We start from the raw sequence: 24,676 nt of genomic DNA, 5'->3' as shown, positions 1-24,676 counted from the left end.
CTTAACCCCGTAGACAACTTGCACAGTTCTCAGGAGAGAAGAACGATGAAACGCATGACTGCCCTGTTCACCGTAGCCGCCGCCCTTGCCCTGGGCGCCCATTCCGCCATCGCCAAGGATGTGCAGCCCGACGAAGTGGTCAAGCTGGTAAATGCCAAGACCGTCAAGTCGCTGGACGAACTCAAGGCCGCCGCCGTGGCCAAGCACCCGGGTGCCACCGTCACCGACTCGGAACTTGAAGATGAGTACGGTCGCTACGTCTACAAGGTCGAGCTGCGCGACACGCAGAACGTCGAATGGGATGTGGCGCTGGACGCCAAGACCGGTGAAGTGCTGAAGGACGAGCGGGACAACTGATGATCCACCTACTGCGGCCGGCGCGCTACTTCGCGCTGGCGCTGCTGGCCGTGTGTTCCCTGGCCGTTGCCCGTGACCTGGACCAGGACGAAGCTCTGGAACTGCGCCAGAAGGGCATCATCCTGCCGCTCGAGCAGCTGTTGGAAACCGCCCTGGGGCGTCACCCCGGGGCGCGCCTGCTGGAGGCCGAGCTGGAAGAAGACGACAATCGCTACGAATACGAAGTCGAGTTGCTGACAGCTGAAGGCGTGGTGCGCGAGATCAAGCTCGACGCCAGCAGCGGTGCCCTGCTCAAAGACGAGGAAGACGACTGAATGCGCCTGTTGCTTGTCGAGGACAATGTACCGTTGGCCGATGAACTTACCGCCGGCCTGCAGCGCCAGGGCTACGCCGTGGACTGGCTGGCCGATGGCCGCGACGCGGTGTACCAGGGCCAGAGCGAACCCTACGACCTGATCATCCTGGACCTTGGCCTGCCGGGCCTGCCGGGCCTGGAGGTGCTGGCCCAGTGGCGTGCCGCCGGCCTGGCCACGCCGGTGTTGATCCTTACTGCCCGTGGCTCGTGGGCCGAGCGTATCGAAGGGCTGAAGGCCGGGGCCGATGATTACCTGAGCAAACCCTTTCACCCCGAAGAACTGCAGCTGCGCATCCAGGCGTTGTTGCGCCGTGCCCGTGGCCTGGCCAACCAGCCAACGCTGGAAGCGGCCGGACTGCATCTGGACGAAAGCCGGCAGTGCGTGAACCGTGACGGCGTGGATATCCAGCTGACCGCCGCCGAGTTCCGCCTGCTGCGCTACTTCATGCTGCATCCGCAGCAGATCCTGTCCAAGAGCCACCTGGCCGAGCACCTCTACGACGGTGAAACCGAGCGCGACTCCAACGTGCTGGAAGTGCACGTCAACCACTTGCGACGCAAGCTGGGCCGCAGCGTCATCGAGACCCGCCGCGGGCAGGGCTACATCTACGCCGGGAGCGCCGCGTGAAGTCGATCCAGGCGCGCCTGAGCCTGGGCCTGGTGGCGGTGCTGGTGGTGGTCGGCCTGGTGCTTGCGCAGCTGACCCTGTGGTTGTTCGAGGTCGGCCTGCAGCGCTACCTGGAGAATGGCCTGCGCAAGGAAAGCGAAAACCTGCTGGTGGCCCTGGTGCGCGGGCCTTCGGGTCTGCAGCTGGATGAGCGGCGTATCTCGGCCGCCTACCAGCGGCCGTTTTCCGGCTATTACTTCCGCATCGATTTCGATAAAGGCACCTGGCGTTCCCGGTCGCTGTGGGATCTGGACATGCCCAAACCCGCCGCGCCGGGCCTTTCCGACAGCCACGAACTCGGCCCGGAAGGCCAGCAACTGCTTGCCCTGCGTGCCGACTACCGGCGCCTGGGCCAGGACATCTCGATCAGCGTGGCACAGGATTATTCGCCGGTACGCGAAGGTTTCCGGCGCCTGCAGCAGATCGGCCTGGGCATGGGCCTGGTGGCGCTGATCCTGGTGCTGGTGTTGCAGCGCATCACCGTGACTCGCTCGCTGCGGCCGCTGGAGCGGGCACGCCAGCAGATCGCTCAGTTGCAGCAGGGCCAGCGCTCGCAGCTGGATGCCGAAGTGCCCAGCGAACTGGCGCCGCTGGTGGGGCAGATCAACCACCTGCTGAGCCATACCGAAGACAGCCTGCGCCGCTCGCGCAATGCCCTGGGCAACCTGGGCCATGCATTGAAGACGCCACTGGCGGTGTTGCTGAGCCTGGCCTCCAGCGAGCGCCTGAAAGACCTGCCGGATGTTCGCGCGCAGATGCGCGAGCAACTGGAGCAGATTCAGCAGCGCCTGGCGCGTGAGCTGAACCGTGCGCGCCTGGCGGGGGATGCGCTGCCTGGTGCGCAGTTCGACTGCGACGTCGAGCTGCCGGGGCTGCTGGGGACACTGGGCATGATCCATGGCGAGGGCCTGCTGCTGGCCAGGGATGTGCCGCCCGGGCTGCTGCTGCCTTGGGACCGCGAGGACATCCTGGAGCTGCTCGGCAACCTGCTGGACAACGCCTGCAAGTGGGCCGACAGCGAGGTGCGGCTGGGTATCGCGCCGAGTACCGATGGCTACCAGGTGTGGGTCGATGATGATGGCCCCGGTATCCCCGAGGGCCAGCGGCAGCAGGTGCTGGAGCGCGGCTCGCGGCTGGACGAGCAGGTAGACGGGCACGGGCTGGGGTTGGGCATCGTGCGCGATATCGTCGAGGCCTGGGGCGGGCGCCTGGCGCTGCTGGATAGCCCGTTGGGCGGCTTGCGGGTAAGCATCGACTTGCCGCGCAAGGCTCGGTAATGCCGGGGCCGCTTTGCGGCCCATCGCCGGCAAGCATGACCCCGTGGGCCATATCACCACTGCAAAAAAAATGCAGTACAGCCGCATTTTTTTGAATTAGCCCAATCTCGCCCCACCCGGCAAAATTCCCCCACGAAACCCTGTGGTTTCCATCTCTCCACGGACGGAGCCCCTTGTGCTATTGCGACCGCAATACGAGGCCCAGGCCACCTCGGCTGGGCTTTCTTTTTAACCAGAAAAACTACAGATTCCGATTACCTACATGCCTGCCTCGCGTTTCGAAAGTCGTTTGCAGCGGCTGTTGCCAGCGCCCCTGAATATTCCCCCCAAAGAATGGTTGCGTGCCGGTATCGGCGCGTTGTTCGGCCTTTTCCTCGCCGGCTGGCTGACCAGCATGGCCTACGGCCCCAGCATTGCCTTGCACCTGCTCGGCCCGCTGGCGGCTTCGGCCGTGCTGGTGTTCGCCGTGCACTCCGGCCCATTGGCCCAGCCCTGGCCTGTGCTGGGCAGCTACGCCTTGGCCGGTGCGGTCGGCCTGGCCATGCGCCAGGGCTTCGGCCCGCAGCTGTGGGTTGCCGCTGCAGCCCTGGGTATCTCGATTCTGGTGATGTGCCTGCTGCGCTGCCTGCACCCGCCAGGCGGCGGGGTGGCGGTGAGCGCGGTGCTGGCCGACCCCGGGCTTACCGCCATGGGCGACCACCTGCTGGAGCCGGTGCTGCTCAACGCGTTGATCCTGGTAGCGGTGGCGATCCTCTACAACCACCTCACCGGCGTGCGCTACCCGAAAGGCGCGGTGCCGCGCAAGGACCTGCACCACACCCATGACCCGCTGCCCAGCGAGCGGGTCGGCATCCGTGGGGAAGACCTGGATCAGGCTCTGGAAGAACTGGGCGAGTTCGTCGATGTCACCCGTGACGAACTGGAGCGCATCATCCTGGCCACCGAGCAACACGCCCTGCAGCGCAGCCTCGGCGGCATCACCGCGGCCTCGGTGATGTCCCGCGACGTGCAGTTCGCCACGCCCGACACCACTCTGGAGCAGGCCTGGAAACTGCTGGCCAGCCACCACCTGAAAACCCTGCCGGTACTGCAGCAGGGCAAGTTGGTGGGAATAGTCAGCCTCAGCGACCTGGTCGGCCCGGCCATGCAGCGTGGCCGCTTCAGTTGGCGCGGGTTGTTCGGCCGCAAGGCGGTGCGCATGGAGCAGGTGATGAGCCGCCGGGTAATCAGCGTCAGCAGCCAGCACCCGCTGGAGCGCTTGCTGCCACTGCTGTGCGAACAGGGCCTGCATTGCCTGCCGGTGCTCGATGCCGACCAGTTGGTGGGGGTGATCACCCAGACCGATCTGATCGCCGGCCTCAAGCGCCAGTTGCTCAGCGAGGCCGAGGCTTCAGATAAGCGGGTCCCAGCGTTGTGACCAGTCGCTGGCGCCGGCGGCTACCAGCCGGCGCAGGATGGCAAAGGCCTGTTGCAGGGCTTCGCTGTCGCGCTTGCGCGGGTACACCAGGAAGGTCGGGTAGGTGAATTCCGGCGCCTGCGGTACCCGCTCGAACACCCCGCTGTCCAGATAGGCCTGCACTACCCGCGTGCGGAAGTAGCCACTGCCGCCCTGGTCGAGTATGAACTGCAAGGCCAGCGGGCCCAGGTTGAAACTCAGCGCCGGGCGCGCGCAGTCGGGCAGGGCGGCATCGTGCTGGCGACGGAAGGCTTCGCCCCAGTCGATATAGATGTACGGGTCTGGCTGGGCGACCCGGCGCACACGGATCAGCTTTTCCTCCATCAGCTGCTCCACCTGCAGGCCCGGGCCGTAGGTCGGCTGGTAGACCAGCGCGGCATCCAGCAGGCCCATCTCGACCTTGCGCAGCAGCGATTCGCCGTCGCTCACCTCGCTGCGGATGGCATGGCTGGGCAGCTCGCGGTGCAGGGCACTGACCCAGTCGAGCAGCATCGGGTTGCCCAGGCTCACCTCAGCGCCCACGTGCAGCACTTGCTGGCAGCCTTCGGGCAGCGGCAGGTCGCGACGCGCCGCTTCCCAGGTTTGCACCATCTGGTTGGCATAACTGACGAATGCCTCGCCGTCGCTGGTCAGGCTGGCGCCGTTGCGGCTGCGCACGAACAGCTGGCAGCCCAGTTGCTGCTCCAGGCGCTGCACCCGCGCGGTGATCGCCGTCTGTGACACGAACAGGCGTTCGGCGGCGGCGACCAGGCTGCCGCAACGCACGATTTCCAGAAAGGTACGGGCCTGATCGATGTCCATGAGCTGCTCGGTGGCTGAAGGGGTGGCCTATTCTAGAGGCTTTGCACCGTTATGGGGCGTTTTTGCGTTGTCTGCAAATTTGCAGGTCGGTTGTGACTTTAGTCCCATGGCGGCGCGGGTGTAGCGGTCCATACTCAAGTTTCGCCCTTCAATAACAACAAGTACCGGGTTTCTTTCGATATGAGCTACCAGCACAGCTACGCCCATTCCATTTCCGACCCTGCCGCTTTCTGGGCGGAGCAGGCCGCGCACCTGGCCTGGCACCGCAAGCCGGCCCTCACGCTGCAAGAAAATGCCGACGGTACCCACCGCTGGTTTGCCGATGGCCGCCTGAACAGCTGCTACCTGGCCCTCGATCACCAGATCGAGCAGGGCCGTGGCGAGCAGCTGGCGCTGATTTACGACTCGCCGGTGACCGGTGTGCAACAGGCCTACACCTACCACCAACTGCGTGACGAGGTGGCGCGCCTGGCCGGTTTGTTACGCCAGTTGGGGGTGAACAAGGGCGATGGCGTGATCATCTACATGCCCATGGTGCCGCAGGCGGCCATGGCCATGCTTGCCTGCGCGCGGATTGGCGCAGTGCACTCGGTGGTGTTCGGTGGCTTTGCCGCCAACGAGCTGGCCTTGCGCATCGACGATGCCCGGCCGACGCTGCTGCTGACGGCGTCCTGCGGGCTGGAGTTCGACCGGGTGATCGAATACAAGCCGCTGGTCGATCGTGCCCTGCAACTGGCCCGCCACCAGCCGCGCAACGTGCTGGTGCTGCAGCGCCCGCAGGCGCGTGCCCAGCTGCAGCCAGGCCGCGACCTGGACTGGCAGGCGGCATTGGCCAAAGCCGAGCCGGTGCCACCGGTGGAACTGGATGCGGGTGATCCGCTTTACATCATGTACACCTCTGGCACCACCGGCAAACCCAAGGGCATCGTGCGGGAAAACGGCGGCAATGCCGTCGCGCTGTGCTACGCCATGCGCCATATCTACGGCATGCAGGCCGGCGATGTGTGGTGGGGCATATCCGACGTGGGCTGGGTGGTTGGCCATTCGCTGATCGTCTATGGGCCGCTGATGAGCGGCTGCACCACGGTGTTCTACGAAGGCAAGCCGATCCGCACCCCGGATGCCTCGGCCTACTGGCGGGTGGTGGAGCAATACAAGGTCAACGCATTGTTCTGCGCCCCTACGGCCATGCGCGCCATCCGCAAGGAAGACCCTGAGGGGGAGCTGATCCGCAAGCACGACCTGAGCTCGCTGCGCCAGTTGTTCCTGGCTGGCGAGAAACTGGATTCCAGCACCCACGAATGGCTGGAACGGGTCAGTGGCAAGCCGGTGCACGACCATTGGTGGCAGACCGAGACCGGCTGGCCGGTCACCGCGCCCTGCGTAGGGCTGGAAGGCAGTGCGGCGAAGCCCGGGTCGAGCAACCGGGCGGTGCCGGGCTACCACGTGCGCGTGCTGGATGACGAGGGCCACCTGCTGGGGCCCAACCACCAGGGCTCGATCGTCATCGCCCTGCCATTGCCGCCCGGGTGCAGCCAGACGCTTTGGGGCGACCACGAGCGTTACCTGCAGGCTTACCTGCGGACTTACCCGGGGTATTACCACACGGGTGACGGTGGCTACCTGGACGATGACGGCTTCGTCTACATCATGGGGCGCACCGATGACGTGATCAATGTGTCCGGGCACCGGCTGTCCACCGGCGAGATGGAAGACCTGGTGGCACGCCACCCGGCAGTGGCCGAGTGCGCGGTGATTGGCGTGCATGACGAGATCAAGGGGCAGGTGCCGTTGGCGCTGGTGGTGCTCAAGGACGGCGAGGGCATTGCTGAGGCGCAGTTGCTGGTGGACCTGGTGGGCAGCGTGCGCGAGGAGATTGGCGCGTTGGCGTGTTTCAACCGGGTGCGGTTGGTGAAGCGACTGCCCAAGACCCGCTCCGGGAAGATTCTGCGGGCGGTGCTGCGCAAGATTGCCGACGGGCAGGACTATTTGCCGCCTTCGACCCTGGATGACCCGGCGGTGCTGGGGGAGATCGAGGCGGTGCTGGGGGATTTGCCCAGGGCTGGCTGAGGGTTTGACCTTGCTGGCCTCTTCGCGGGTAAACCCGCTCCTACAGGGATGTCACAGGCCTTGAGAACTGTGCAATACCTGTGGGAGCGGGCGTGCCCGCGAAGAGGCCGGCCCGGGCAAAGCAGTTCTAGGGTCCTACCTGATGCAGCTGCCCCAACCGGCTGCGCGTACGCATCAGGTCGGCAAGCGGCCCGCCCAGGCTTTCTTCCAGTGGCCGCTTGCCGATCACCAGCACCTGCCGGTCCTGGTCATACAGCACATCCACCAGGTTGACGAAGCGCTGCTGCGCCGCCAGGGAACATTCCGACAAGTCATCCAGCCCATCGATGATCCACTCATCGTATTGCCCGGCCAGCACCAGGTAGTCGATCACTGCCGTGGCCTTTTCGCACAGGTCGTCGAAGCCCAGCACCACCCGCCGGCCGTCCACCGCCAGTGCGCGCAGCGGGCGCTTGTTCACTTCCAGCATCACCGGCTGCGGCTCGGGCACATTCAGCGCCTGGCGCTGCGCTGCATTGCCCGGCCAGACATAGTGGCCCCGGGTAAAGCGCTGATGTTCGCGGTTGGCCGGCAGGCTGCGGAAATCGGTATCGCCCCCCACTTCCAGCACTTCCATCGCGCTGTTGATCAGGCGGATCACCGGCAGGAAGCGCTCGTGGTACAGCGGGTTGGGCAGCAGCCCTTCGGGTGCATAGTTGGACGTCACCAGCAGGAATACGCCACGGCTGAACAACGCATTGAACAGCCGCGTGAGCAGCATGGCATCGCCAATGTCGTGCACATGTAATTCGTCGAAGCACAGCACCTGGCAATCACCCACCAGCTCGTCGAGGGTCGCGCCCAGTGCATCATCCAGCGCCCGGTGGCGGTGCATGCCCTGGTGCAGGCGGGCAAAGAAGTCATGGAAGTGCAGGCGCAGCTTGGCCTGCACCGGCACGGCCTGGAAAAAGCCGTCGAGCAGCCAACTCTTGCCACGGCCCACCGAACCGTACAGGTACAGGCTGCGTGGCTGGCCTTGTTCGAGCTGCGCCAGCTGTTCGGCCATGCAGTGGATTACCCGGCGTTGGCCGTCGCTGAGTTGGTAACCGCGGCTGTGCGCCTTGTCCTCGAACCAGCCGAGCAGTTCGCTCTGGTTGGCGGCGGCGCCGCGCAGGCGTTGGCCAAGCTGGCGTAGCGGGGTAGGGATCCAGGCAGGCAAAAGCAAAGCTCCTTGGGCGATGGCAGGGCAGGGTGCAGCTTGCCCGAGGGCAGCCATTTTGACTAATACAGAAAGTGCGCGGCAATCATCGCCTGACGAGATAGGTTCGCCATGCAGGCGTACAGTAAAGGCTGGAACCGGTGCGAGGAGGGGCGAGCATGCACGCCGACTTTGATCTGCAGCGCTTCGTAGAGGCGCAGAACCCTGTGTATGACCAGGTGATGCAAGAGCTGCAGGCCGGGCGCAAGCGCAGCCACTGGATGTGGTACGTGTTTCCGCAGCTCGATGGCCTGGGCCACAGCGCCATGGCCGAACGCTATGCGCTGGCCGGTATCGACGAAGCCCGTGCCTACCTGGCTCATCCGCTGCTCGGCCCGCGCCTGCAAGCGTGCGTGACTGCGCTGTTGCAGCACCATGACAAGAGTGCCCGTGAAATGCTCGGCAGCCCTGACTACCTCAAGCTGCGCTCGTGCCTGACCCTGTTCGCCCAGGCCGCGCCCGGCAACCCGTTGTTCCAGCTGGCGCTGGTGCAGTTCTACGACGGTGAGCCGGACGCCCTGACGCTGGCCATGTTGCAGGGTTAGTTCAGGCCTTTTGCTCCAGTTGGCGCTCGATCATGTACTTCACTGCCAGCCGACGTTCTTTCAGGCGGCGCAGGTCTTCATCCTCGAAGTTGCCCGCCGAAATCGACTCGGCGGCCAGCACCTGGTTGTCGATGTCCATGTATTCGTCCAGCAGACGGTCCAGTGCCTTGTCCTGCTGTCGGCGCTGCTGGACGATTTCGCGCGGGTAGTGCAAGTCCTGGTAAAGATCGTGGGAGACAGGCATGGGGTCCTCCTTGGTCAATGCAGATGGCTCATCTGATTGGAAGGGAGGAATGCGATTGTGTTGAAGCCAAGCGGGCGGAAAGCGACGGATGGTCGCCTCGCCAACTGCGAAAATGACTAACTCGCTGTTTTTTGGTAATTTTTTTTCATCAGGGGGTTCACAGACCGAAAGTTTGTTGTTAAAGTGCCGCGCATTCCAAGACAACAACCCAGTTGTCACTCAGTTGGAATTGTCAGAGCAGCAGATGCTGCATCCGATACAGGGGCGTCGCCAAGCGGTAAGGCAGCAGGTTTTGATCCTGCCATGCGTTGGTTCGAATCCAGCCGCCCCTGCCATTTTCTTGCTTCAAACGTATCTCGGTCCGGTGCTTGGAAATACAAGCGCTGGGCTTTGTCGTTTCCACAGGTTTTGCCGAAGGCTCTGTTCGGTCACCTGGCCGTTCCAAGCATCTCGTTCAGCAAGCGGGCCAGTTCATCGGCCTGTACCGGCTTCTGGATCACCAGGCTGCCCGGCAACTCCAGTCCCTGCAACTCTGCATAACCGGTAAGAAGCACCACCGGCAGGTGCGGGTAGCGCTCGCGCGCCGCCAGGGCCAGTTGCGCACCGTTGAACTCGGGCATGGCGAAATCGCTCAGTAGCAGGTCGATCTGCTCATCCAGCAAGGCCAAAGCCTGTTCGCCACTGTGCGCCTGGCGTACCTGGTAGCCGTACTGGCGCAACACATCACCAAGCATGTCGCGTACCAGATGGTCGTCATCCACCAGCAGCACGGTGCGATTACAACCGCTTTCGCTAGTCGAGTGGCTGAGCAGCGACGGCATCGGTTCGTTGACGGCTTCACCCTTGACTGCCGGCAGATACACGGCCACCTGCGTACCACGCCCCGGCGTGGTGTCGATGCGCACGCCACCCCCGGACTGTTTGGCGAAGCCGAATACCTGGGCCAGGCCCAGGCCCGAACCCTTGCCGATATCCTTGGTGGTGAAGAACGGTTCGAACACCTTGGCCAACACCTCTTCGCTCATGCCGCAGCCGGTATCGCGGATACTCAGCATCACGTACTCGCCCGGGTCCGGGTCTTCCGGGCGCTGTGGACGTGCGTCGATCCGGGTGTTGCGGGTCGACAGCGTCAGCTGGCCACCGTCGGGCATGGCATCGCGGGCATTGATCGCCAGGTTGAGAATGATCATTTCGGTCTGGGTCGGGTCGGTCAAGGCCTGCCACAGGGTTGGTTCCAGGTCCAGGCGCACCGAGACATTGCCGCCCAAGGTGCGGCGCAGCAACTCTTCCAGCCCGGCCAGGGTGCGGTTGAGGTTCAGCGCCACCGGCTCCAGGCGCTGGCGGCGGGAGAAAGCCAGCAACTGCGAGGTCAGCTTGGCGCCGCGCTCGCCGGCTTCGCGGATGTGCTTGAGCCGCGCACTGGCCTTTTCCAGGTCGGCTTTGGCCAGGTCGCGCTCAAGGAAGCTGGCGCCGGTGAGGATTACCGTCAGCAGGTTGTTGAAGTCGTGAGCCACACCGGCGGTCAGCTGGCCGACCGCTTCCAGGCGCTGCATCTGCTGCAGCGCGGCCTCGATGCGTTCGCGTTCGGCGATCTGCTCGCGCAGGCGGGCGTTGGCTTCGGCCAGGCCCAGGGCGGCCTCGCGCTCGCTGGTGATGTCGCGTGCCACCACATACAGCAGGGTGTCTTCCGGCACCACCACCCAAGACAACCAGCGCTGCTGACCACCGGCATCCAGAATACGCCCGACAAAGCGGGCGCTGGTGCGACCATGGGCGAGGGCGGCCAGTTCGGTGAGCATCAGTTCCTGGTCATGCTCGGGCAGCAGGTGCAGCAAGGACGACTGGCTCAGACGTTCGCGGGACAAGCCCAGGCTGGCTTCCCAGGCGGGGTTCAGCGCGACTGGGGTCAGGTCCTTGTTGAGCACGGCCAGCAAGTCTTGCGACAGCTCCCAGGCACGGTCGCGTTCGCGGGTGCGGCGCTCGACCCTTTCCCCCAGCATTTCGTTGAGCTGGCGCAGTGCCTGGGTGGCCAGGCGTTGGGTGTGGATGTCCTGCAACACCCCGGAAAAGCGCACGCACTGGTCGTTGACGAACCGGCTCTGGCCGCTGCTGAGCAACCAGCGCGGTTCCAGGCCGTCGGGTTGGGCGATGCGGAATTCGACCCGATACAGGCCGCCACCTTCCGGGCACATGGCCTGTTCCACCGCCTCGCGCACCTGCGGCAGGTCGTCGGGGTAGATGCCGGCGTAAAACACCTCGAGGCTCATTTCAGTATCGGTGGGTAGACCGAACAGGGTCTTGCAGCGGTCATCCCACAACAACAGGCCTTCCTGCGGGCGCATGTCCCATGTGCCCATGCCGGCAGCGTCGATGGCAATGCGTGCACGTGCCTCGACGTCTGCCAGGGCCTCTTCGGCGCGGCGCCGGCGCTGGCGCTCCTGCACTTCGGTCAGGGCCCGGCGCACGGCCTTGGGCAGCAGCGGCAGGTTCTTCTTCAGCACATAGTCGGTGGCGCCCAGGCGGATCATTTCCACCGCATGTTCTTCGCCATAGATACCAGACAGGAAAATGAACGGAATGTCGGGTGCCAGGCGCTGGGCGATGGCCAGCACATCGGTGCCGGACGAGCCCGGCAGCACGCAGTCGCACAAGATCAGGTCGTAGTGGGCCTCGCTCAGGGCTTGCTCGACACCGGCATGGTCGAACACCAGCTGCGCCTGCACCTGCAACCCGCTGCGTTCCAGGCGCATCAGGGTCAGCTCGGCGTCCATCGAGTTGTCTTCGACCATCAGCAGTTTCAGCGGCGTTGGCTGCATCGTCGCGGCCACCTCAGATGCTGCCACGCCGGTTCAGGCGCAGCGAGCCGGGTGGCGGTTCGTTGAGTACCGCCCAGAACACCCCCAGGTCGGAAATGGCGGCGACGAATTCCTTGAACTCCACCGGCTTGACCACGTACGCGTTCACCCCCAGCTCGTACGCGCGCAGCAGGTCGGGCTCCTCGCGCGAGGACGTCAGCATCACCGTCGGGATACTGCGCAGCTCGGCGGTGGCGCGCACTTCCTTCAGCACCTCCAGGCCGTCGACCTTTGGCAGTTTCAGGTCCAGCAGCAACACGGCGGGGTTGCCATCGTCACGTTCGGCATAGGCATTGCGCCGAAGCAGGTAGTCGAGTGCCTCGGCACCGTCACGCAGCACAATGACCTCGTTGGCCAACTGGCTGCGCTCCAGCGCCAGGAGCGTCAGCTCCAGGTCCCGTGGGTTGTCTTCGACCAGCAGGATGGGTTTGAGCATGATGGTAGCGGTGCCTCAGGTAGTTGCGGGATGGCGCGGGAGGGTGAAGTGGAAGGTTGCACCCTGGCCAACCTTGCCATGGGCCCAGACCCGGCCGTCATGGCGTTCGATGATGCGACGCACGCTGGCCAGGCCGATCCCGGTGCCTTCGAAGTCTTCCATGCGGTGCAGGCGCTGGAACACGCCGAACAGTTTGTTGGCGTAGGCCATGTCGAAGCCCACGCCGTTGTCGCGAATACAGATCTCGGTTTCGCCCGGATGTTGCACGGCGCTGATGCCGATGCGCGCCGGTGTGCGCCCACGTGTGTATTTGATGGCGTTGGCCAGCAGGTTGTGCAAGGCCATGTTGATGAACGCCGGGTCACCGACCACCTTGGGCAGTTGGGCGATGTCCCAGACAATTTCGCGGTTTTGGTAGTCGGGCGCCAGTTCGCTGCGAATGGCCTCGACCAGGGCGTTGAGGTCGACCTCGGACAGGCGCAGGGCCGAGCGGCCCATTTGCGAGAAGTTGAGCAGGTTGTCGACCAGGCTTCCGGCAAAATGCGCGGCTTCCTCGATGTGCTGCAAAAAACGCCTGCCGCGCTCGCTGAGGCTCTGGCCCTCGATTTCGCCGAGCAGTTCGGAGTAGCCGGCAATATGGCGCAGGGGGGCGCGCAGGTCATGGGACACGCTGTAGGAAAACGCTTCGAGCTCCTTGTTCGAGCGGCGCAGCTCCCCAGCCAGCTGCGCCAGTTCCTCGGCCTTGCGCAGGACAATGCCGAGCACTGCCGTGCGCAACTCCTGCACGCCTTCGATGACCAGCGGGTGCCAGGGTTCACAGTAGCCGCGCAGTTTTTCCTGCCAGCTTTCGAAACTGTGCCGCGGGTCGAGGTTGCCCTGCGGCCCGACCTGTTTGTTCGGCTGCCCGGCCCAGTTCACCGTGCGCACCTGCTCGGGACGGAACCACAGCAGGTAGTGCGAGTGGATCTGCGAAATGGCCACTGCCAGCACACCGCCTGCATGGGCCGCGAGCTCGGGCAGTTCATCGATGTCGCGGCACAGGTTGTCGCTGTGGAACACGCTGTCTTCGCCACGCTGGGAGAGCCAGTGCACCAGGGCGTTTACCTGCGCGGCCGGAGGGGTCTTGCCGATCAGGTCGCAACGTTCGGCGGATATGACCGCGGCACCTTGGGCGCCGGCGAAGGCCAGCAGTACTTCGGGCAAGTCGCGCAGGCCGTCGCCGACACTGTCATGGTCGGCCATGGACGAGATCATGCGCACGATGTGCTGGCGCAGCTCCAGCAACTGGCGAGTGTTGGCGTGGGACTCGCGCGACTCGATCTGCAGCGACAGCACACTGGCCAGCAGTTCGCAGGCGGTACGGGTGCGCAGGTCCACCGGGCGTGGCTGTTCGTGGTGACAGGACACCAGCCCCCAGAGTTGCCCGTCGACCACGATCGACAGCGACATCGATGCCAGGGTACCCATGTTGCGCATGTACTGCAGGTGCACTGGCGACACGCTGCGCAGCGCGGCAAAGCTCAGGTCCAGCGGCTTGCCGGTGCGTGGGTTGGCAGCGGGCAGCAACGGCGAGGCCTGGTAGTTGGCGTCCTCGATCACGCGGATGCGGTTGATTCGGTACAGCTCGCGCGCCTGGCGCGGTATGTCCGAAGCGGGGAAACACAGGCCCAGGTAGCTCGGGTAGCCCGGGTCGGCCACCTCGGCCAGCACCTGGCCGTTGCCTTCGGCATCGAAGCGATAGGCCTTGACCCTGCCAAAGCCGGTGATGCGCTTGAGCTGCAGCACTGCTTGCTGCAGCAGTTCCTCGAGGCTGCCGGCCTGGTGCAGGCGGCCTACGAAGCTGCGCACCAGCGGGTAGTAGTCGCCTTGCCCGACAAGATCGGCCGGCAGGCGAGGGGGTTCGAATTCGGTGATCAGCACCTGGTCGTGACGATGGACCAGCAGGTGCAGGTTGCCACGATATGGAGCGTCCTGGCGCAGGTGTACATCGCTGATGTGGAACGGAAAGACCTCGTCCTGCGGCAGGCGGGCCAGGTGCAGGCGCAAGTCGAAGGCCCCGCTGACCAGTTCGGCGAACTCGCGACCTATCAGTTCACTGGCCGGTATGCCCAGCCAATGCTCGACATTTTCACTGGCCTGGAGTACCCGCATGTCGGTTTCGTCCAGCACCAGCAGAAAACCGTGGGGCTGGATGCTGCCAGGTAGCTGGATCGGCTCCTGGGCGCAGCGCTCGAGGGCTTGGGTGAGCGTGCTGTCTGCAATCATCTATGAAAACGCTCCTGTCGTGTCCGTCCATGCATGCCGCATGAGTCTAGGCAGGATGAAGGGAATACACCTTAACAGAATACCCGCCGGGATAACGGCCCTTGGCCATTTGAGGAGAATGCCGGCGATGCGTTCTGTGTCGTGTGGTTTTTTTTTCAGGTGGTAGCGCTTTTTGGCTAATACAAAAAAATGGCTCGATGCCAGTACCGTGATGTCGCGTCGCTGCTACGCTCAGCTCAGCAGACATCGACAAGGATAATAAGGTGACGGACCGCTACCTGGCCGCCCTGTTGGGCCTTATGTTGAGCAGCAGCGCAATGGCGGCGGACTTCCTGGTGGAAGTGCGGGTGCTGGTGCAGCGTGGCTGCATGCTGGTCAACCAGCCCCGCGATGCTGGGGCGCAGGCGCTGGGGCGCATCGATCTGGGCGCTGCTGCACGGCTGGATGGCCCTGGTGCGCCGCTCACCGGCGCGCTGCTGAGCCAGCGCCCGCCACGCCTGGAATGCAATCCCCACACCCCCTATCAGGTCCGCGTCGATGGTGGGCAGCATGGCGGCGTCGGCGAGTTGCGCTTTCTGGCCAGTGACGATGACACGGCCCGGCTCATCCCTTATCGCCTCTACCGCGACGCTGCCTGGCGCGAGCCGCTGGCGGTGAATGTGGCGCATTCGGCGCGGGTGCCGGACAGCGGCTCGGTCGAGCTGCCGTTGTACGCACGGATCGACAAGCTGGCCTGGGTACCGCCTGCCGGCCTGTACGCCGACCTGCTCAAAATCACGGTCACCTGGTAGGGATGCAACCATGTTCAAGGACGCGACGCCATGAACCGCACCTCGATCCTGCTGCTTTCCCTGGGCCCGCTGCTGGTGCCTGGCGGTGCCGCGCATGGCACCAGCACCGGTTTCATCCAGGCGCGGCTGGTGATCAGCACCGCTTGCCAGATCAGCAGCAACGAGACGCAACCGGCAACGGTGGGTAACCCGGGAGTGCTGGACTTCGGCGAGCGCGGTCCGAGCTGGCGCCAGCCGCTGCGCAGCCGGGTTGACGATGTGAGCGGCGAAGGCAGCCTGCAGATCAGTTGCACGCCCGAGGTGCGGGCGTTCAACGTGCGCATCAACGGCGGCCTGAATGGCAGTGACGGCATACGGCGGCTGAGCAACGGCCGCGAGCTGATCCCCTACCAACTGGCGATCGACCCAGGTGGTAACAGCCGCTACGGCATCGGCCAGGCGCGTGCCTTCACCATCAGCAGTACCCGGCAGATACCGATCCCCATCTACGGTGTGGTAGTGGCGCAACCGCGTGCGCTGCCAGCCGGCCTGTACCGTGACACCCTGAGGGTGACCCTGGACTGGTAACGACACAAGGAGACTTCGATGCGAACGAACCTTTCACGCTGCATCCTCGCCGGTCTGGGGCTGATGCTGACTTACCAGGCGCAGGCCGCCACCACCGGGACTATCGAGTCGACGCTGACCTTGACCGCAGCGTGTCAGGTCAACGGCAGCTCAGCCACATCGGGGACCGACTTCGGTACCTTGGACTTCGGCACTCACGATGCCTTGTTCAACACCGCCGACGGCCAGGTAATCGGCGGCGGCGGTGGGGCGATCAGCATTCTCTGTTCGGCTGGCACGGTACCAGTCATCCGCGTGGGTGCAGGTTCCCACGATGGCCAGTCGGCCGGGGGCAGCCGTGCGCTGGCGGATGGCGTCGGCAACTTCGTGCCGTACGACTTCTACACCGATGCCGGGCGTACGCAGGTGTTGGCCATCAACGGCACCATCACCTTGCCGCTCAGCAGTGGTGTGGCCCAGACCGTCAACCTGTATGGCCAGGCGCGCGGCAAGGTCGGCCTGCCGGCGGGGGAGTACACCGACACAGTGTCCGTCGAGCTGTCGTTCTGAACCATGCGCAGCTGGCTGGCGGGCAGCATGAGCGTCCTTGGCGTACTGCTGGCCGCGCCTCTGGATGCGGCGACCACCAGCAGCTTCCTGGTAACGGCGCAGATCGTCGCCGGGTGCCTGGTGGTGGGCGGCGTGACCAGCTACGGGACGCTCGACTACGGCTCGCAGTCGGCACTGGCCACCGGAACTCTCGGCACCTCGTTGGGCGGTACCACGGTGACCTTCCAGTGCACCCCGGGCGTGGCCTTGAGCATGAGCGTGGATGGCGGGCAGAACAGTGCCAGTGGCACACGCAACCTCAAACGCACGGGCGGCAGGCAGGTGCTGGCCTACCAGTTGTACCGGGACGCGGCATACAGTCAGAGCCTGGGGATCGGCCAGAGCGTGGCCGTGGGCTATACCGACCCGACGGCGATCAAGCTGCCGGTGTACGGGCGGGTTCAGCTGACCGGCACGATGCCGGCGGGGACTTACACCGATGTGGTGCAAGTGACGGTGACCTGGTGAATGCATCGGCACCAATGACCAGTATCCAAGGAGAGCTTCATGGGGGCAGGCGCGAAGTGGGCGCGAGGATTGATCGGAGTATCGTGGCTGGCGAGCCTGCCAGCCTGGGCGGCCACCTCGGTGCTGATCTGGCCGATCGACCCGGTATTGGAGGCTGACCAGAAGGCTGGCGCACTGTGGCTGGAAAACCGCGGAACCGCACCGGCCAACCTGCAGGTGCGGGTGTTCGCCTGGCGCCAAGGTGACTACCAGGAACAGTACCAGGCACAGCGCGAGATCATTGGCAGCCCGCCGGTGGCCAACGTCGCCCCCGGGCAGAAGCAATTGATCCGCCTGACCCGCACCGGCCCCTCGCCAGTCGGCCAGGAGCAGGCCTACCGCATCATCATCGACGAAATCCCGCCCGCCATCCCGGTTGACAAGGCCGAGCCCGGCACCACCGCGGCGATCCGCCTGCAGATGCGCTACTCGGTACCCCTGTTCGTCTACGGCGAAGGCCTGTGGGGCAAGGCAGGCCCTGAGGGCAAGGGCAATGCCGAGGGCGTCGGCAAGCCGCAACTCAGCTGGCGCGCAGTGACCGTGCAGGGCAAGCCGTACGTGGAACTGCGCAACACCGGCCCGGTGCATGCACGCCTGACTGATGTGGTGGTGCAGCAGGGCAGCCAGAGCAAACCACTGGCCGATGGCTTGCTGGGTTATGTGCTGCCAGGGGCCAGCATGCGCTGGCCGGCACCGTTGGCACCGAGTGCCGGCAGTGTGCTGAAGGGGAGGGTAAACGGCCAGAGCAGCGCGGACGCCATCCGCCAAAGCCAATGAGCCTGCGCCTGAATGCCGCGCAGAGGCCGTGGAGAACCCGGCAATGGTTGGACACCGTGTGTGAGGTGGCTGACCCACCGTTGGTGCCTGGGGCTCGCCCTGGTCGGCCCAGGCCTGGTGCTGGCCGACGACCTGCCGCCACCACCTACGGAGATGTCCGCTATCGCCGATGCTACGTTGTACCTCGAGTTGCTGGTGAACCAGGTGCCCAGGGCTGAGCTGGTACCGGTGCAGCAGCGCGCCGGGCAGTTGTACCTGGACAGCGAGGTGTTGCGGGCGGCCGGCGTCTCGCTGCCAGGCAACCCGCAGGGCGAGGTGGCGCTTGAGGCCATCGTGGGGATGCATGCCGACTACGACAGCCAGAACCAGCGCCTGCTGCTGCAAGTGCCGCCGGCCTGGCTGCCCGACCAGCAACTGGGCGAACGCAACCTGTACCCGGCCAGCGATGCGCGCAGCAGTTTCGGCGCCTTGTTCAACTACGACCTGTACCTGAACGACACCGATGACGGCGGCAGCTACCTGGCGGCCTGGAACGAACTGCGTCTGTTCGACAGCTGGGGTACGTTCTCCAGCAGCGGGCAGTGGCGCCAGTCGTTCAATGGTGCGCCGACCGACGACACGCGCCAAGGCTTCTTGCGCTACGACACTACCTGGCGCTTCACCGATGAGCAGCGCCTGCTGACCTACGAAGCTGGTGACCTGGTAACCGGGGCCTTGCCCTGGACCAGCTCGGTGCGTGTCGGTGGCCTGCAGTTGTCGCGCGATTTCGCTGTACGCCCCGACCTGGTCACCTATCCGCTGCCGGCGTTCTCCGGTGAAGCGGCGGTACCGACCTCGCTGGACCTGTTCATCAATGGCTACAAGTCCAGCACCAGCGAATTGCAGCCGGGTCCCTACACCTTGACCAACGTGCCGTTCATCAACGGCGCCGGGGAGGCGGTGGTGGTCACCACCGATGCCCTTGGCCGGCAGGTGTCGACCACCTTGCCGTTCTACGTCACCAGCAGCCTGCTGCAGCAGGGCCTGGCGGATTATTCGGTAGCGGCCGGCAGCCTGCGGCGTGACTACGGGGTGCGCGATTTTGCCTACGGCCCCGGGGTTGCTTCGGCCAGCCTGCGCTACGGGGTCAGCGACGTCTTCACCCTGGAGACCCATGCCGAAAGCGCCGAATCGCTGATGCTGGGAGGCCTGGGTGGCAACATGCGGCTGGGCAACTTCGGCGTGCTAAATGCGGCGCTGGCGCAGAGCCGGTTCGACGGCGACAAGGGCCACCAGGTCGCCCTCGGCTACCAGTACAACAGCCAGCGCATCGGCTTCAGCTACCAGCGCCTGCAACGCCATGGCGACTATGCCGACCTGACCCGGGTCGACAGCCGGGACATACAGCTGAGCCAGCGCAGCGAGCAGGTCACGCTGAGCCTGAACCTGAACGAATACGGCAACATCGGCGCCGGCTATTTCGATGTGCGCGCCGGCGACGGCACACGTACCCGGCTGATCAACCTGAGCTACAGCAGGCCGCTGTGGGGCAACAGCAGCGTTTATCTGTCGGCCAACCGTGAAGTGGGGGACAGCCAGTGGGCAGTGCAGGCGCAACTGGTGATCCCGTTCGACCTGCACGGCACCCTGGCCCTGGGCATGGAGCGCAGCCAGCAAGGCGAAACCCTGCAGCGGGTCAACTACAGCCGCGCGACGCCTGTGGGGGGTGGTGTCGGTTACAACCTGGGCTACGCCGCCGGTAGCGAGCGCGATGCCTACCGCCAGGCCGATGTCACCTGGCGCCTGCAGTCGGTGCAGTTGCAGGCCGGTTTGTATGGCAGCAGTGGAGAGATGACCCGCTGGGCCGACGCCAGTGGCTCGCTGGTTTGGATGGATGCCGGGCTGTTCGCTGCCAACCGTATCGACGATGCCTTCGTGTTAGTCAGCACCAGTGGTTACGCCGACGTGCCGGTGCGCTATGAAAACCAGGAGGTCGGCCGTACCGATACCGATGGTCACCTGCTGGTGCCGTACAGCAGCGGTTACTACCGCGGCAAGTACGAGATCGACCCCATGGGCTTGCCGCCGGACATCCTCGCGCCGGAAGTGGAACAGCGGGTGGCGGTGCGCCGAGGCAGCGGCTACTTGCTGGAGTTCCCGCTCAGGCGCGTGCTGGCGGCCAGCCTCGAACTGGTGGACGCCGAACAGCAGGTACTCAAGCTGGGCAGCCGTGTCACCCATGCAGAAAGTGGCAGCCAGGCGGTGGTCGGTTGGGATGGCCTGGTTTATCTGGAGAACCTGACGCCGCATAACCGACTGCTGGTTGAGTTGCAGGGGGGCGGGCATTGCCAGGTGGCGTTCGATCTGCCTGAGTCGCAAGGTTCGATCCCGTTGATTGGCCCGTTGGTGTGCAAGTGAAGGCCTGCTGGCGTGGTTTGTGGGCATGCGCCTTGTTGTTGTGGGCGGGCTCGGCCTGGGCCAAGTGCACGTCAGTGTTGACTGCGCCGGCGGCGTTTGGTTCGCTCAACTCGACTCAGGTACGTGGCACGGTCCAGACAGCTTCCAGCACCAACTCGGGCCTGCAATGCAACGGTTCGGTGATCAGCGTGCTCAGTAGCACCGACTCCTTCAAGATCAAGATCACCTCCACCACCAGCGGCCTGGTAGGGCCTACCGGGGATGTGATCCCCTACACCCTCTATGCCGACGCCACAACCAACTATCCGATCACCCGTGGCACCCCCTTCGAATTCAGGACCACCGGCATCCTCGACTTGCTCGGGTTGCTTAACGGTACACCGAAGAATGTGCCTATCTACATGCGCACGCAGGTGGGCAGCAACGTATCGGCGGGGCTATATCAGGAAATCCTCGATGTCGAGTGGACCTGGGACTATTGCGACGGGATTGGTGTTGGCGGGCTTTGCATAGGGCGAGACCAGGGCTCCGGTACCAGGACCCTGCTGGTAAGCATGACGGTGACCAACGACTGCCAGATCACCACGCCCAGCATCAACTTTGCCAGCGCGCCGGTGGTGGCGGGGTTCGGCACGGTGAGCCAGAGCCTGAGCGTGTCGTGCACCAAGGGCAGCAACTACACGGTGGGCCTGGATGACGGGCAGAACGTGGCCAATGGTCGACGGCGGATGAAGTCGGCGGCCAACAACTACCTGGCCTATGACATTTTCAAGGGCACCGGGGCGGTGCGCTGGGGTTCGACAGGGGCTGCGCGGCGGGCCAGTGCCGATGCCGATGTGAACCCCGGCACGGGGACCGGCACCGGTAGCCAGGTGTTCAACTACAACGCCAAGGTCTACACCGACCAGGCTACACCACCGGCTGCGACCTATACCGACAGCGTGATTCTGGATGTGCAGTTCTGAGCGCAGGGACCTTGTGGGAGCGGCGGTTAGCGTAACCTGTGGGAGCGGCTTTAGCCGCGAAGAATCCAACGCGGTGCATGGCACCGGCTACGCCGGTGTTCGCGGCTAAAGCCGCTCCCACAGGGTCCCTGCTAATTCCATGAGTCATGTGCAGTCCTGTGAGAGCCGACTTGCCGGCGATGGGCCGTTTCAGTCAGCGCAAATCGCCAACCATCTTCGCCAAGGTCTCAAGCACCGCCCCGGCCAACGCCTTCGAGCGCGCCCCCGACCACCCGGTGACGGCATCCGGCGCGTCGTCATGGTCCTTGAACGGCATTTCCAGGGTCAGTGACAGGCAGTCATGCGCCATCCCCACCGCATTGCAGGCCAGCGTCGTGTTGGCTTGCCCCGGTTCGTCGCGGGTATAGCCATGCACGGTCTGGAAGTCGCGGGTCAGGCTGCACAGGGTGCTGCGGAACTGCTCCTCCAGTTTGGCCAGACGCGGTGTGTAGCCCGGGTTGCCCTCGCAGGCCGCGGTGAACACATGGGGAATTTCTTCGTCGCCATGCACGTCGATGAACGCATCCACGCCGTGTTGCTTCATCTGTGCCTGGGCGAAGAAGACCTCGGGGCTGAGCTCGACGCTGGCGTCCTGCCAGGCACGGTTGAGGTCCTTGCCCTTGAAGTTGGTGCGCAGGTGGCCGAGGAAGGCACCGTCGGGGTTCATGTTGGGGATCAGGTACAGGTCGGCCTTGGCCAGCAACTGCCGGATCACCTCGTCGTTGGCCTGCAAGCGGTCGATCACGCCCTCCATGAACCATTCGGCCATGTGTTCGCCCGGGTGTTGCTGGGCAATCAGCCACAGCTTGCGCTTGCCTGCGGCACCATCACCGGCACGCAGCAGGGGAATGTCGCGGCCCTGTACGCTGCGGCCACTGGCGAGCAATTCCACCCCCGGCAGTTGCCGTGCACGTTCGATCAGCTGGTTGTGACGAGCGCGCGGGTAGGGCTCGAAGTAGGCGAACCAGATGTGCGGCTGTTCGGCCTTTATCTCGAACGACAGCGCCGTGCCGTCGAACTGGCTGGGGACGCGGAACCAGGTTTGCTGGTCGTAGGAGGCCACGGCGTTGTAGCCGCTCCAGGCGTTCTTGTAGGAGGAACCGGAGGCATTGTCGAGGCTGAAGCGATGGACCTGGCCTGGCGTCAGCCCGCTGACCTTGAAGTGGAACCACTGGTAGTGGCCGCTGTGGGTGTCCGGGCGGATGGCCAGGTGCACCCGGGCCGGGTTGCTGGCATCCAGCACCTGGATGTTGCCGGAGTCGAAATCGCAGTCGATCTGCAGGGGGGACAGCGTCACGGTCATGTGCCGGGCTCCTTCTGGGGGCTTTGTTGTGAGGGTACTGTACACGGCTTGACAGGGTTGCTGTGCGAGATCAGGCGACGCGGGGGCGATCTCATATGTTTCCTACAGGCTATTTGAAGAACTGACTCGGCGTGATACCGAACTGGCGCTTGAACATGCTGGCGAAGGCACTGGGGCTGTCATACCCCAGCGTCCCCGCCACATCGATGATCCGCTCGCCCAGGGCGATCAGCTCCAGTGCCTGCATCAGCCGCGCCTGCTGGCGCCACTGGCCGAAGGTCATGCCGGTTTCCTTGCGGAACAGGCGCTGGATGGTCTTTTCGTCCACCCCCAGCTGCTGGCCCCAGTCGGCCACGGTGGCGTTATCGTCAGGCCGCTCGTGCAGCGCGGAGCAGATCGCCTGCAGGCGCTTGTCGCCGGGCTGCGACAGCTTCAGCGGCAAGGTCGGCAGCACGCAGATCTCGTCGAGGATCAGGCGCATCACCCGGGCTTCACGCGAGTCTTCGGCAAACGGCGCGGTAAAGCCTACGGAGGCCTTGATCAGTTCGCTGAGCAACGGCGAGATGCTGATCGCCTTGCTCTGCAGGGGCAACTGCACTGCCGCGTCGGCGCGCACGAACACACTGCGCATCTTCACCTCGCCCACGCAGCGTATCGCGTGCACCTGGCCGCAGGGCATCCATACGCCGCGGCTGGGAGGCACGGTCCAGCGTTCGTTACCGGACTCGACGATCATCAGGCCTTTGGTGGCATAGATCAGTTGATGCTTGGCATGGCTGTGGGGCTCGATGAACCAGTCGGTCGGGTAGTCCGTCGCACGGCTGCCCACCTCCCAGCTCCACTCATCCACCTCCACCAGCAATTCGTGCTGCGGCTTCAGCATTTCGACCTCTTGTACGGGCAGCCTGGCACGCCCACTTTAACAGCAGCGGCTGGGGCGGGCTTGCGAGCGGGTTGCCGGCAGCAGCGCGGTGGCCAGCCCCAGCAGCGGCAGGAACGAGATGATCTGGTACACCCACGCGATGCCATGCCGGTCGGCCAGTTCGCCAAGCCCGGCGGCGCCGATGCCGCTGATACCGAACATCAACCCGAACATCACCCCCGACACCATGCCGACCCGGCCCGGCACGGCCTCCTGGGCATACACCACCAGGGCGGCGAAGGCCGAGGACATCACCAGGCCGATGGCCACCGCCAGTACCGCCGTCCAGGCCAGGTTGGCGTAGGGCAGGGCGAGGGCGAAGGGCGCCACGCCGAGGAACGAGACCCAGATCACCGCCTTGCGCCCGATACGGTCACCCACCGGGCCACCAGCGAAGGTGCCCAGGGCCACGGCCGCGAGGAACACGAACAGGTACAGCTGGCTGTGCTGCACGCTCAGGCCGAAATGCTCGATCAGGTAGAAGGTGAAATAGTTGGTGAACGAGGCGATGTAGACGAACTTGGCGAACATCAGCACGGCGATGACCGCCACGGCGCGCCACATGGCGCCACGCGACAGGCCGGGGGCCTGCTGGCCGGCGAAGGTCTTGAGCCGGGTCTGGCCGTGACGCACGGTCCAGCCGGTCACCCGCAGCAGCACGAATACCGCCAGCGCGGCCGCCAGCATGAACCAGGCGATGGCCGGCTGGCCGTGCGGAATGACGATGGCAGCGGTCAACAGCGGGCCGAGGGCCGAGCCGGTGTTGCCACCGACCTGGAAGGTCGATTGCGCGGTGCCAAAGCGCCCGCCGGAGGCCATCCTGGCCACCCGCGAGGCTTCGGGGTGGAAGGTCGCCGAGCCCACGCCGACCACCGCGGCGGCCACCAGCAGCATTTCATAGCTGCTGGCGAAGGCGAGCAGGGCGATGCCCACCAGCGTCACCAGCATGCCGGCCGGCAGCAGGTAGGGCTGCGGGCGCTTGTCGGTGTACAGGCCGACCCAGGGTTGCAGCAAGGACGCGGTCACCTGGTAGATGAGGGCGATCCAGCCGATCTGGGCAAAGCTGAGTGCGAAATCGCTCTTGAGCATCGGGTAGATGGACGGCAGCACGGCCTGGATCAGGTCGTTGAGCAGGTGGGCGAATGCCGCAGCGCCGACGATGCGGACCAGAAAGCCCTGGGGTTGGTCGGCAGGTGTGGTGGCGGCCATGGAGGCGGTGGAGGTCGTCATGGGCGATCTTCTTCTGGCGAAAGGG

General features: G+C 64.9%; 23 protein-coding genes and 1 tRNA gene. 15 read left to right on the top strand and 9 right to left on the bottom strand.

Annotation, left to right across the window (positions count from 1 at the left end):
• The first annotated feature begins 45 nt into the window (after positions 1-45).
• The 5 genes from ACLCGK_RS13310 (at position 46) to ACLCGK_RS13290 (ending at position 4,073) form a co-directional block, all read left to right on the top strand.
• On the top strand, positions 46-357 hold the full coding sequence (locus ACLCGK_RS13310) for a PepSY domain-containing protein (RefSeq protein WP_003256549.1): 312 nt from the start codon (positions 46-48) through the stop codon (positions 355-357).
• Positions 357-671 (top strand): PepSY domain-containing protein, encoded by a 315-nt coding sequence (locus tag ACLCGK_RS13305; protein WP_410952169.1) that lies wholly within the window; start codon positions 357-359, stop codon positions 669-671. The genes ACLCGK_RS13310 and ACLCGK_RS13305 overlap by 1 nt, the downstream gene beginning before the upstream one ends.
• Positions 672-1,340, top strand: a complete 669-nt coding sequence (locus ACLCGK_RS13300; RefSeq protein WP_013971919.1) for a response regulator transcription factor — start codon at positions 672-674, stop codon at positions 1,338-1,340. It begins immediately after the preceding gene.
• The gene (locus ACLCGK_RS13295; RefSeq protein ID WP_015269723.1) at positions 1,337-2,656 is read left to right on the top strand and encodes a sensor histidine kinase; all 1,320 of its coding nucleotides are present in this window, start codon (positions 1,337-1,339) and stop codon (positions 2,654-2,656) included. Before ACLCGK_RS13300 ends, ACLCGK_RS13295 begins: the two co-directional genes overlap by 4 nt.
• 262 nt (positions 2,657-2,918) lie before the next feature.
• Entirely contained in the window at positions 2,919-4,073 is a 1,155-nt protein-coding gene (locus ACLCGK_RS13290) for an HPP family protein (RefSeq protein ID WP_410952168.1), read from the top strand.
• Here ACLCGK_RS13290 and ACLCGK_RS13285 read toward each other — a convergent pair.
• A complete protein-coding gene (locus ACLCGK_RS13285; RefSeq protein ID WP_023663489.1) occupies positions 4,047-4,913 on the bottom strand; it encodes a LysR family transcriptional regulator in 867 nt (288 codons plus the stop codon). The two genes, ACLCGK_RS13290 and ACLCGK_RS13285, sit on opposite strands and share 27 nt — an antisense overlap.
• Before the next feature lie 180 nt (positions 4,914-5,093).
• On the opposite strand from ACLCGK_RS13285, the gene ACLCGK_RS13280 reads away from it, so the two are divergent.
• Positions 5,094-6,983 carry a propionyl-CoA synthetase gene (locus ACLCGK_RS13280; protein ID WP_410952167.1) on the top strand — a complete coding sequence of 630 codons (1,890 nt, stop codon included), beginning with the start codon at positions 5,094-5,096 and terminating at the stop codon, positions 6,981-6,983.
• A 127-nt stretch (positions 6,984-7,110) separates the two neighbouring features.
• Here the strand turns inward: ACLCGK_RS13280 and zapE are convergent, their stop codons facing one another.
• Positions 7,111-8,181, bottom strand: a complete 1,071-nt coding sequence (gene zapE, locus ACLCGK_RS13275) for a cell division protein ZapE (protein ID WP_410952166.1) — start codon at positions 8,179-8,181, stop codon at positions 7,111-7,113.
• A gap of 158 nt (positions 8,182-8,339) precedes the next feature.
• On the opposite strand from zapE, the gene ACLCGK_RS13270 reads away from it, so the two are divergent.
• Complete coding sequence (locus ACLCGK_RS13270; RefSeq protein WP_003256418.1) at positions 8,340-8,765, top strand: DUF1810 domain-containing protein; 426 nt, start codon at positions 8,340-8,342, stop codon at positions 8,763-8,765.
• A 1-nt stretch (position 8,766) separates the two neighbouring features.
• Here the strand turns inward: ACLCGK_RS13270 and ACLCGK_RS13265 are convergent, their stop codons facing one another.
• Positions 8,767-9,009, bottom strand: a complete 243-nt coding sequence (locus ACLCGK_RS13265) for a DUF465 domain-containing protein (RefSeq protein ID WP_013971925.1) — start codon at positions 9,007-9,009, stop codon at positions 8,767-8,769.
• A 260-nt stretch (positions 9,010-9,269) separates the two neighbouring features.
• On the opposite strand from ACLCGK_RS13265, the gene ACLCGK_RS13260 reads away from it, so the two are divergent.
• Positions 9,270-9,344: transfer RNA gene (locus ACLCGK_RS13260), tRNA-Gln, on the top strand.
• A gap of 93 nt (positions 9,345-9,437) precedes the next feature.
• Here ACLCGK_RS13260 and ACLCGK_RS13255 read toward each other — a convergent pair.
• The 3 genes from ACLCGK_RS13255 to ACLCGK_RS13245 are packed head-to-tail and all read right to left on the bottom strand — an operon-like array spanning position 9,438 to position 14,565.
• On the bottom strand, positions 9,438-11,825 hold the full coding sequence (locus ACLCGK_RS13255; protein ID WP_100413134.1) for a hybrid sensor histidine kinase/response regulator: 2,388 nt from the start codon (positions 11,823-11,825) through the stop codon (positions 9,438-9,440).
• Between the two features lie 13 nt (positions 11,826-11,838).
• A complete protein-coding gene (locus ACLCGK_RS13250; RefSeq protein WP_015269730.1) occupies positions 11,839-12,300 on the bottom strand; it encodes a response regulator in 462 nt (153 codons plus the stop codon).
• Positions 12,301-12,315: 15 nt separating this feature from the next.
• Positions 12,316-14,565: an ATP-binding protein gene (locus ACLCGK_RS13245; protein ID WP_410952165.1), complete on the bottom strand. Its 2,250-nt coding sequence runs from the start codon at positions 14,563-14,565 to the stop codon at positions 12,316-12,318.
• A gap of 263 nt (positions 14,566-14,828) precedes the next feature.
• Here ACLCGK_RS13245 and ACLCGK_RS13240 point away from each other — a divergent pair, with 263 nt between their 5' ends.
• The 7 genes from ACLCGK_RS13240 (at position 14,829) to ACLCGK_RS13210 (ending at position 21,157) form a co-directional block, all read left to right on the top strand.
• The gene (locus tag ACLCGK_RS13240; protein WP_405047146.1) at positions 14,829-15,356 is read left to right on the top strand and encodes a spore coat U domain-containing protein; all 528 of its coding nucleotides are present in this window, start codon (positions 14,829-14,831) and stop codon (positions 15,354-15,356) included.
• Positions 15,357-15,386: 30 nt separating this feature from the next.
• Positions 15,387-15,923, top strand: coding sequence for a spore coat U domain-containing protein (locus tag ACLCGK_RS13235; protein WP_410952164.1), 537 nt, complete (start codon positions 15,387-15,389; stop codon positions 15,921-15,923).
• A gap of 18 nt (positions 15,924-15,941) precedes the next feature.
• Positions 15,942-16,472 (top strand): spore coat U domain-containing protein, encoded by a 531-nt coding sequence (locus tag ACLCGK_RS13230; RefSeq protein WP_054573133.1) that lies wholly within the window; start codon positions 15,942-15,944, stop codon positions 16,470-16,472.
• Positions 16,473-16,475: 3 nt separating this feature from the next.
• The gene (locus ACLCGK_RS13225; protein ID WP_410952163.1) at positions 16,476-16,979 is read left to right on the top strand and encodes a spore coat U domain-containing protein; all 504 of its coding nucleotides are present in this window, start codon (positions 16,476-16,478) and stop codon (positions 16,977-16,979) included.
• A gap of 39 nt (positions 16,980-17,018) precedes the next feature.
• A complete protein-coding gene (locus ACLCGK_RS13220) occupies positions 17,019-17,795 on the top strand; it encodes a molecular chaperone (RefSeq protein WP_023662546.1) in 777 nt (258 codons plus the stop codon).
• A 99-nt stretch (positions 17,796-17,894) separates the two neighbouring features.
• A complete protein-coding gene (locus ACLCGK_RS13215) occupies positions 17,895-20,192 on the top strand; it encodes a fimbria/pilus outer membrane usher protein (RefSeq protein WP_410952181.1) in 2,298 nt (765 codons plus the stop codon).
• Complete coding sequence (locus tag ACLCGK_RS13210) at positions 20,189-21,157, top strand: spore coat protein U domain-containing protein (RefSeq protein WP_410952162.1); 969 nt, start codon at positions 20,189-20,191, stop codon at positions 21,155-21,157. Before ACLCGK_RS13215 ends, ACLCGK_RS13210 begins: the two co-directional genes overlap by 4 nt.
• 193 nt (positions 21,158-21,350) lie before the next feature.
• Here the strand turns inward: ACLCGK_RS13210 and ACLCGK_RS13205 are convergent, their stop codons facing one another.
• The 3 genes from ACLCGK_RS13205 to ACLCGK_RS13195 all read right to left on the bottom strand — a co-directional run bounded on the left by ACLCGK_RS13205 (position 21,351) and on the right by ACLCGK_RS13195 (position 24,651).
• Positions 21,351-22,499 carry a M14-type cytosolic carboxypeptidase gene (locus ACLCGK_RS13205; protein ID WP_024086645.1) on the bottom strand — a complete coding sequence of 383 codons (1,149 nt, stop codon included), beginning with the start codon at positions 22,497-22,499 and terminating at the stop codon, positions 21,351-21,353.
• Between the two features lie 109 nt (positions 22,500-22,608).
• Complete coding sequence (locus ACLCGK_RS13200) at positions 22,609-23,382, bottom strand: AraC family transcriptional regulator (RefSeq protein WP_023662542.1); 774 nt, start codon at positions 23,380-23,382, stop codon at positions 22,609-22,611.
• Positions 23,383-23,418: 36 nt separating this feature from the next.
• Entirely contained in the window at positions 23,419-24,651 is a 1,233-nt protein-coding gene (locus ACLCGK_RS13195; RefSeq protein WP_410952161.1) for an MFS transporter, read from the bottom strand.
• Positions 24,652-24,676 lie beyond the last annotated feature (25 nt).

The organism is Pseudomonas sp. S1(2024) (genome assembly GCF_046557535.1).
The sequence above is the reverse complement of the archived record's forward strand: the minus strand, read 5'-3'. Positions and strand labels throughout refer to the sequence as shown.

What these genes read in the sequence shown, in the direction of transcription:
- ACLCGK_RS13280 (WP_410952167.1), top strand. Translation starts at nt 5,094, where the DNA reads ATGAGCTACCAGCACAGCTACGCCCATTCCATTTCCGACCCTGCCGCT.
- ACLCGK_RS13235 (WP_410952164.1), top strand. Translation starts at nt 15,387, where the DNA reads ATGAACCGCACCTCGATCCTGCTGCTTTCCCTGGGCCCGCTGCTGGTG.
- ACLCGK_RS13225 (WP_410952163.1), top strand. Translation starts at nt 16,476, where the DNA reads ATGCGCAGCTGGCTGGCGGGCAGCATGAGCGTCCTTGGCGTACTGCTG.
- ACLCGK_RS13205 (WP_024086645.1), bottom strand. Translation starts at nt 22,499, where the DNA reads ATGACCGTGACGCTGTCCCCCCTGCAGATCGACTGCGATTTCGACTCC.
- ACLCGK_RS13245 (WP_410952165.1), bottom strand. Translation starts at nt 14,565, where the DNA reads ATGATTGCAGACAGCACGCTCACCCAAGCCCTCGAGCGCTGCGCCCAG.
- ACLCGK_RS13290 (WP_410952168.1), top strand. Translation starts at nt 2,919, where the DNA reads ATGCCTGCCTCGCGTTTCGAAAGTCGTTTGCAGCGGCTGTTGCCAGCG.
- ACLCGK_RS13230 (WP_054573133.1), top strand. Translation starts at nt 15,942, where the DNA reads ATGCGAACGAACCTTTCACGCTGCATCCTCGCCGGTCTGGGGCTGATG.
- ACLCGK_RS13300 (WP_013971919.1), top strand. Translation starts at nt 672, where the DNA reads ATGCGCCTGTTGCTTGTCGAGGACAATGTACCGTTGGCCGATGAACTT.
- ACLCGK_RS13265 (WP_013971925.1), bottom strand. Translation starts at nt 9,009, where the DNA reads ATGCCTGTCTCCCACGATCTTTACCAGGACTTGCACTACCCGCGCGAA.
- ACLCGK_RS13285 (WP_023663489.1), bottom strand. Translation starts at nt 4,913, where the DNA reads ATGGACATCGATCAGGCCCGTACCTTTCTGGAAATCGTGCGTTGCGGC.
- ACLCGK_RS13310 (WP_003256549.1), top strand. Translation starts at nt 46, where the DNA reads ATGAAACGCATGACTGCCCTGTTCACCGTAGCCGCCGCCCTTGCCCTG.
- ACLCGK_RS13255 (WP_100413134.1), bottom strand. Translation starts at nt 11,825, where the DNA reads ATGCAGCCAACGCCGCTGAAACTGCTGATGGTCGAAGACAACTCGATG.
- ACLCGK_RS13200 (WP_023662542.1), bottom strand. Translation starts at nt 23,382, where the DNA reads ATGCTGAAGCCGCAGCACGAATTGCTGGTGGAGGTGGATGAGTGGAGC.
- ACLCGK_RS13195 (WP_410952161.1), bottom strand. Translation starts at nt 24,651, where the DNA reads ATGACGACCTCCACCGCCTCCATGGCCGCCACCACACCTGCCGACCAA.
- ACLCGK_RS13270 (WP_003256418.1), top strand. Translation starts at nt 8,340, where the DNA reads ATGCACGCCGACTTTGATCTGCAGCGCTTCGTAGAGGCGCAGAACCCT.
- ACLCGK_RS13250 (WP_015269730.1), bottom strand. Translation starts at nt 12,300, where the DNA reads ATGCTCAAACCCATCCTGCTGGTCGAAGACAACCCACGGGACCTGGAG.
- ACLCGK_RS13220 (WP_023662546.1), top strand. Translation starts at nt 17,019, where the DNA reads ATGGGGGCAGGCGCGAAGTGGGCGCGAGGATTGATCGGAGTATCGTGG.
- ACLCGK_RS13305 (WP_410952169.1), top strand. Translation starts at nt 357, where the DNA reads ATGATCCACCTACTGCGGCCGGCGCGCTACTTCGCGCTGGCGCTGCTG.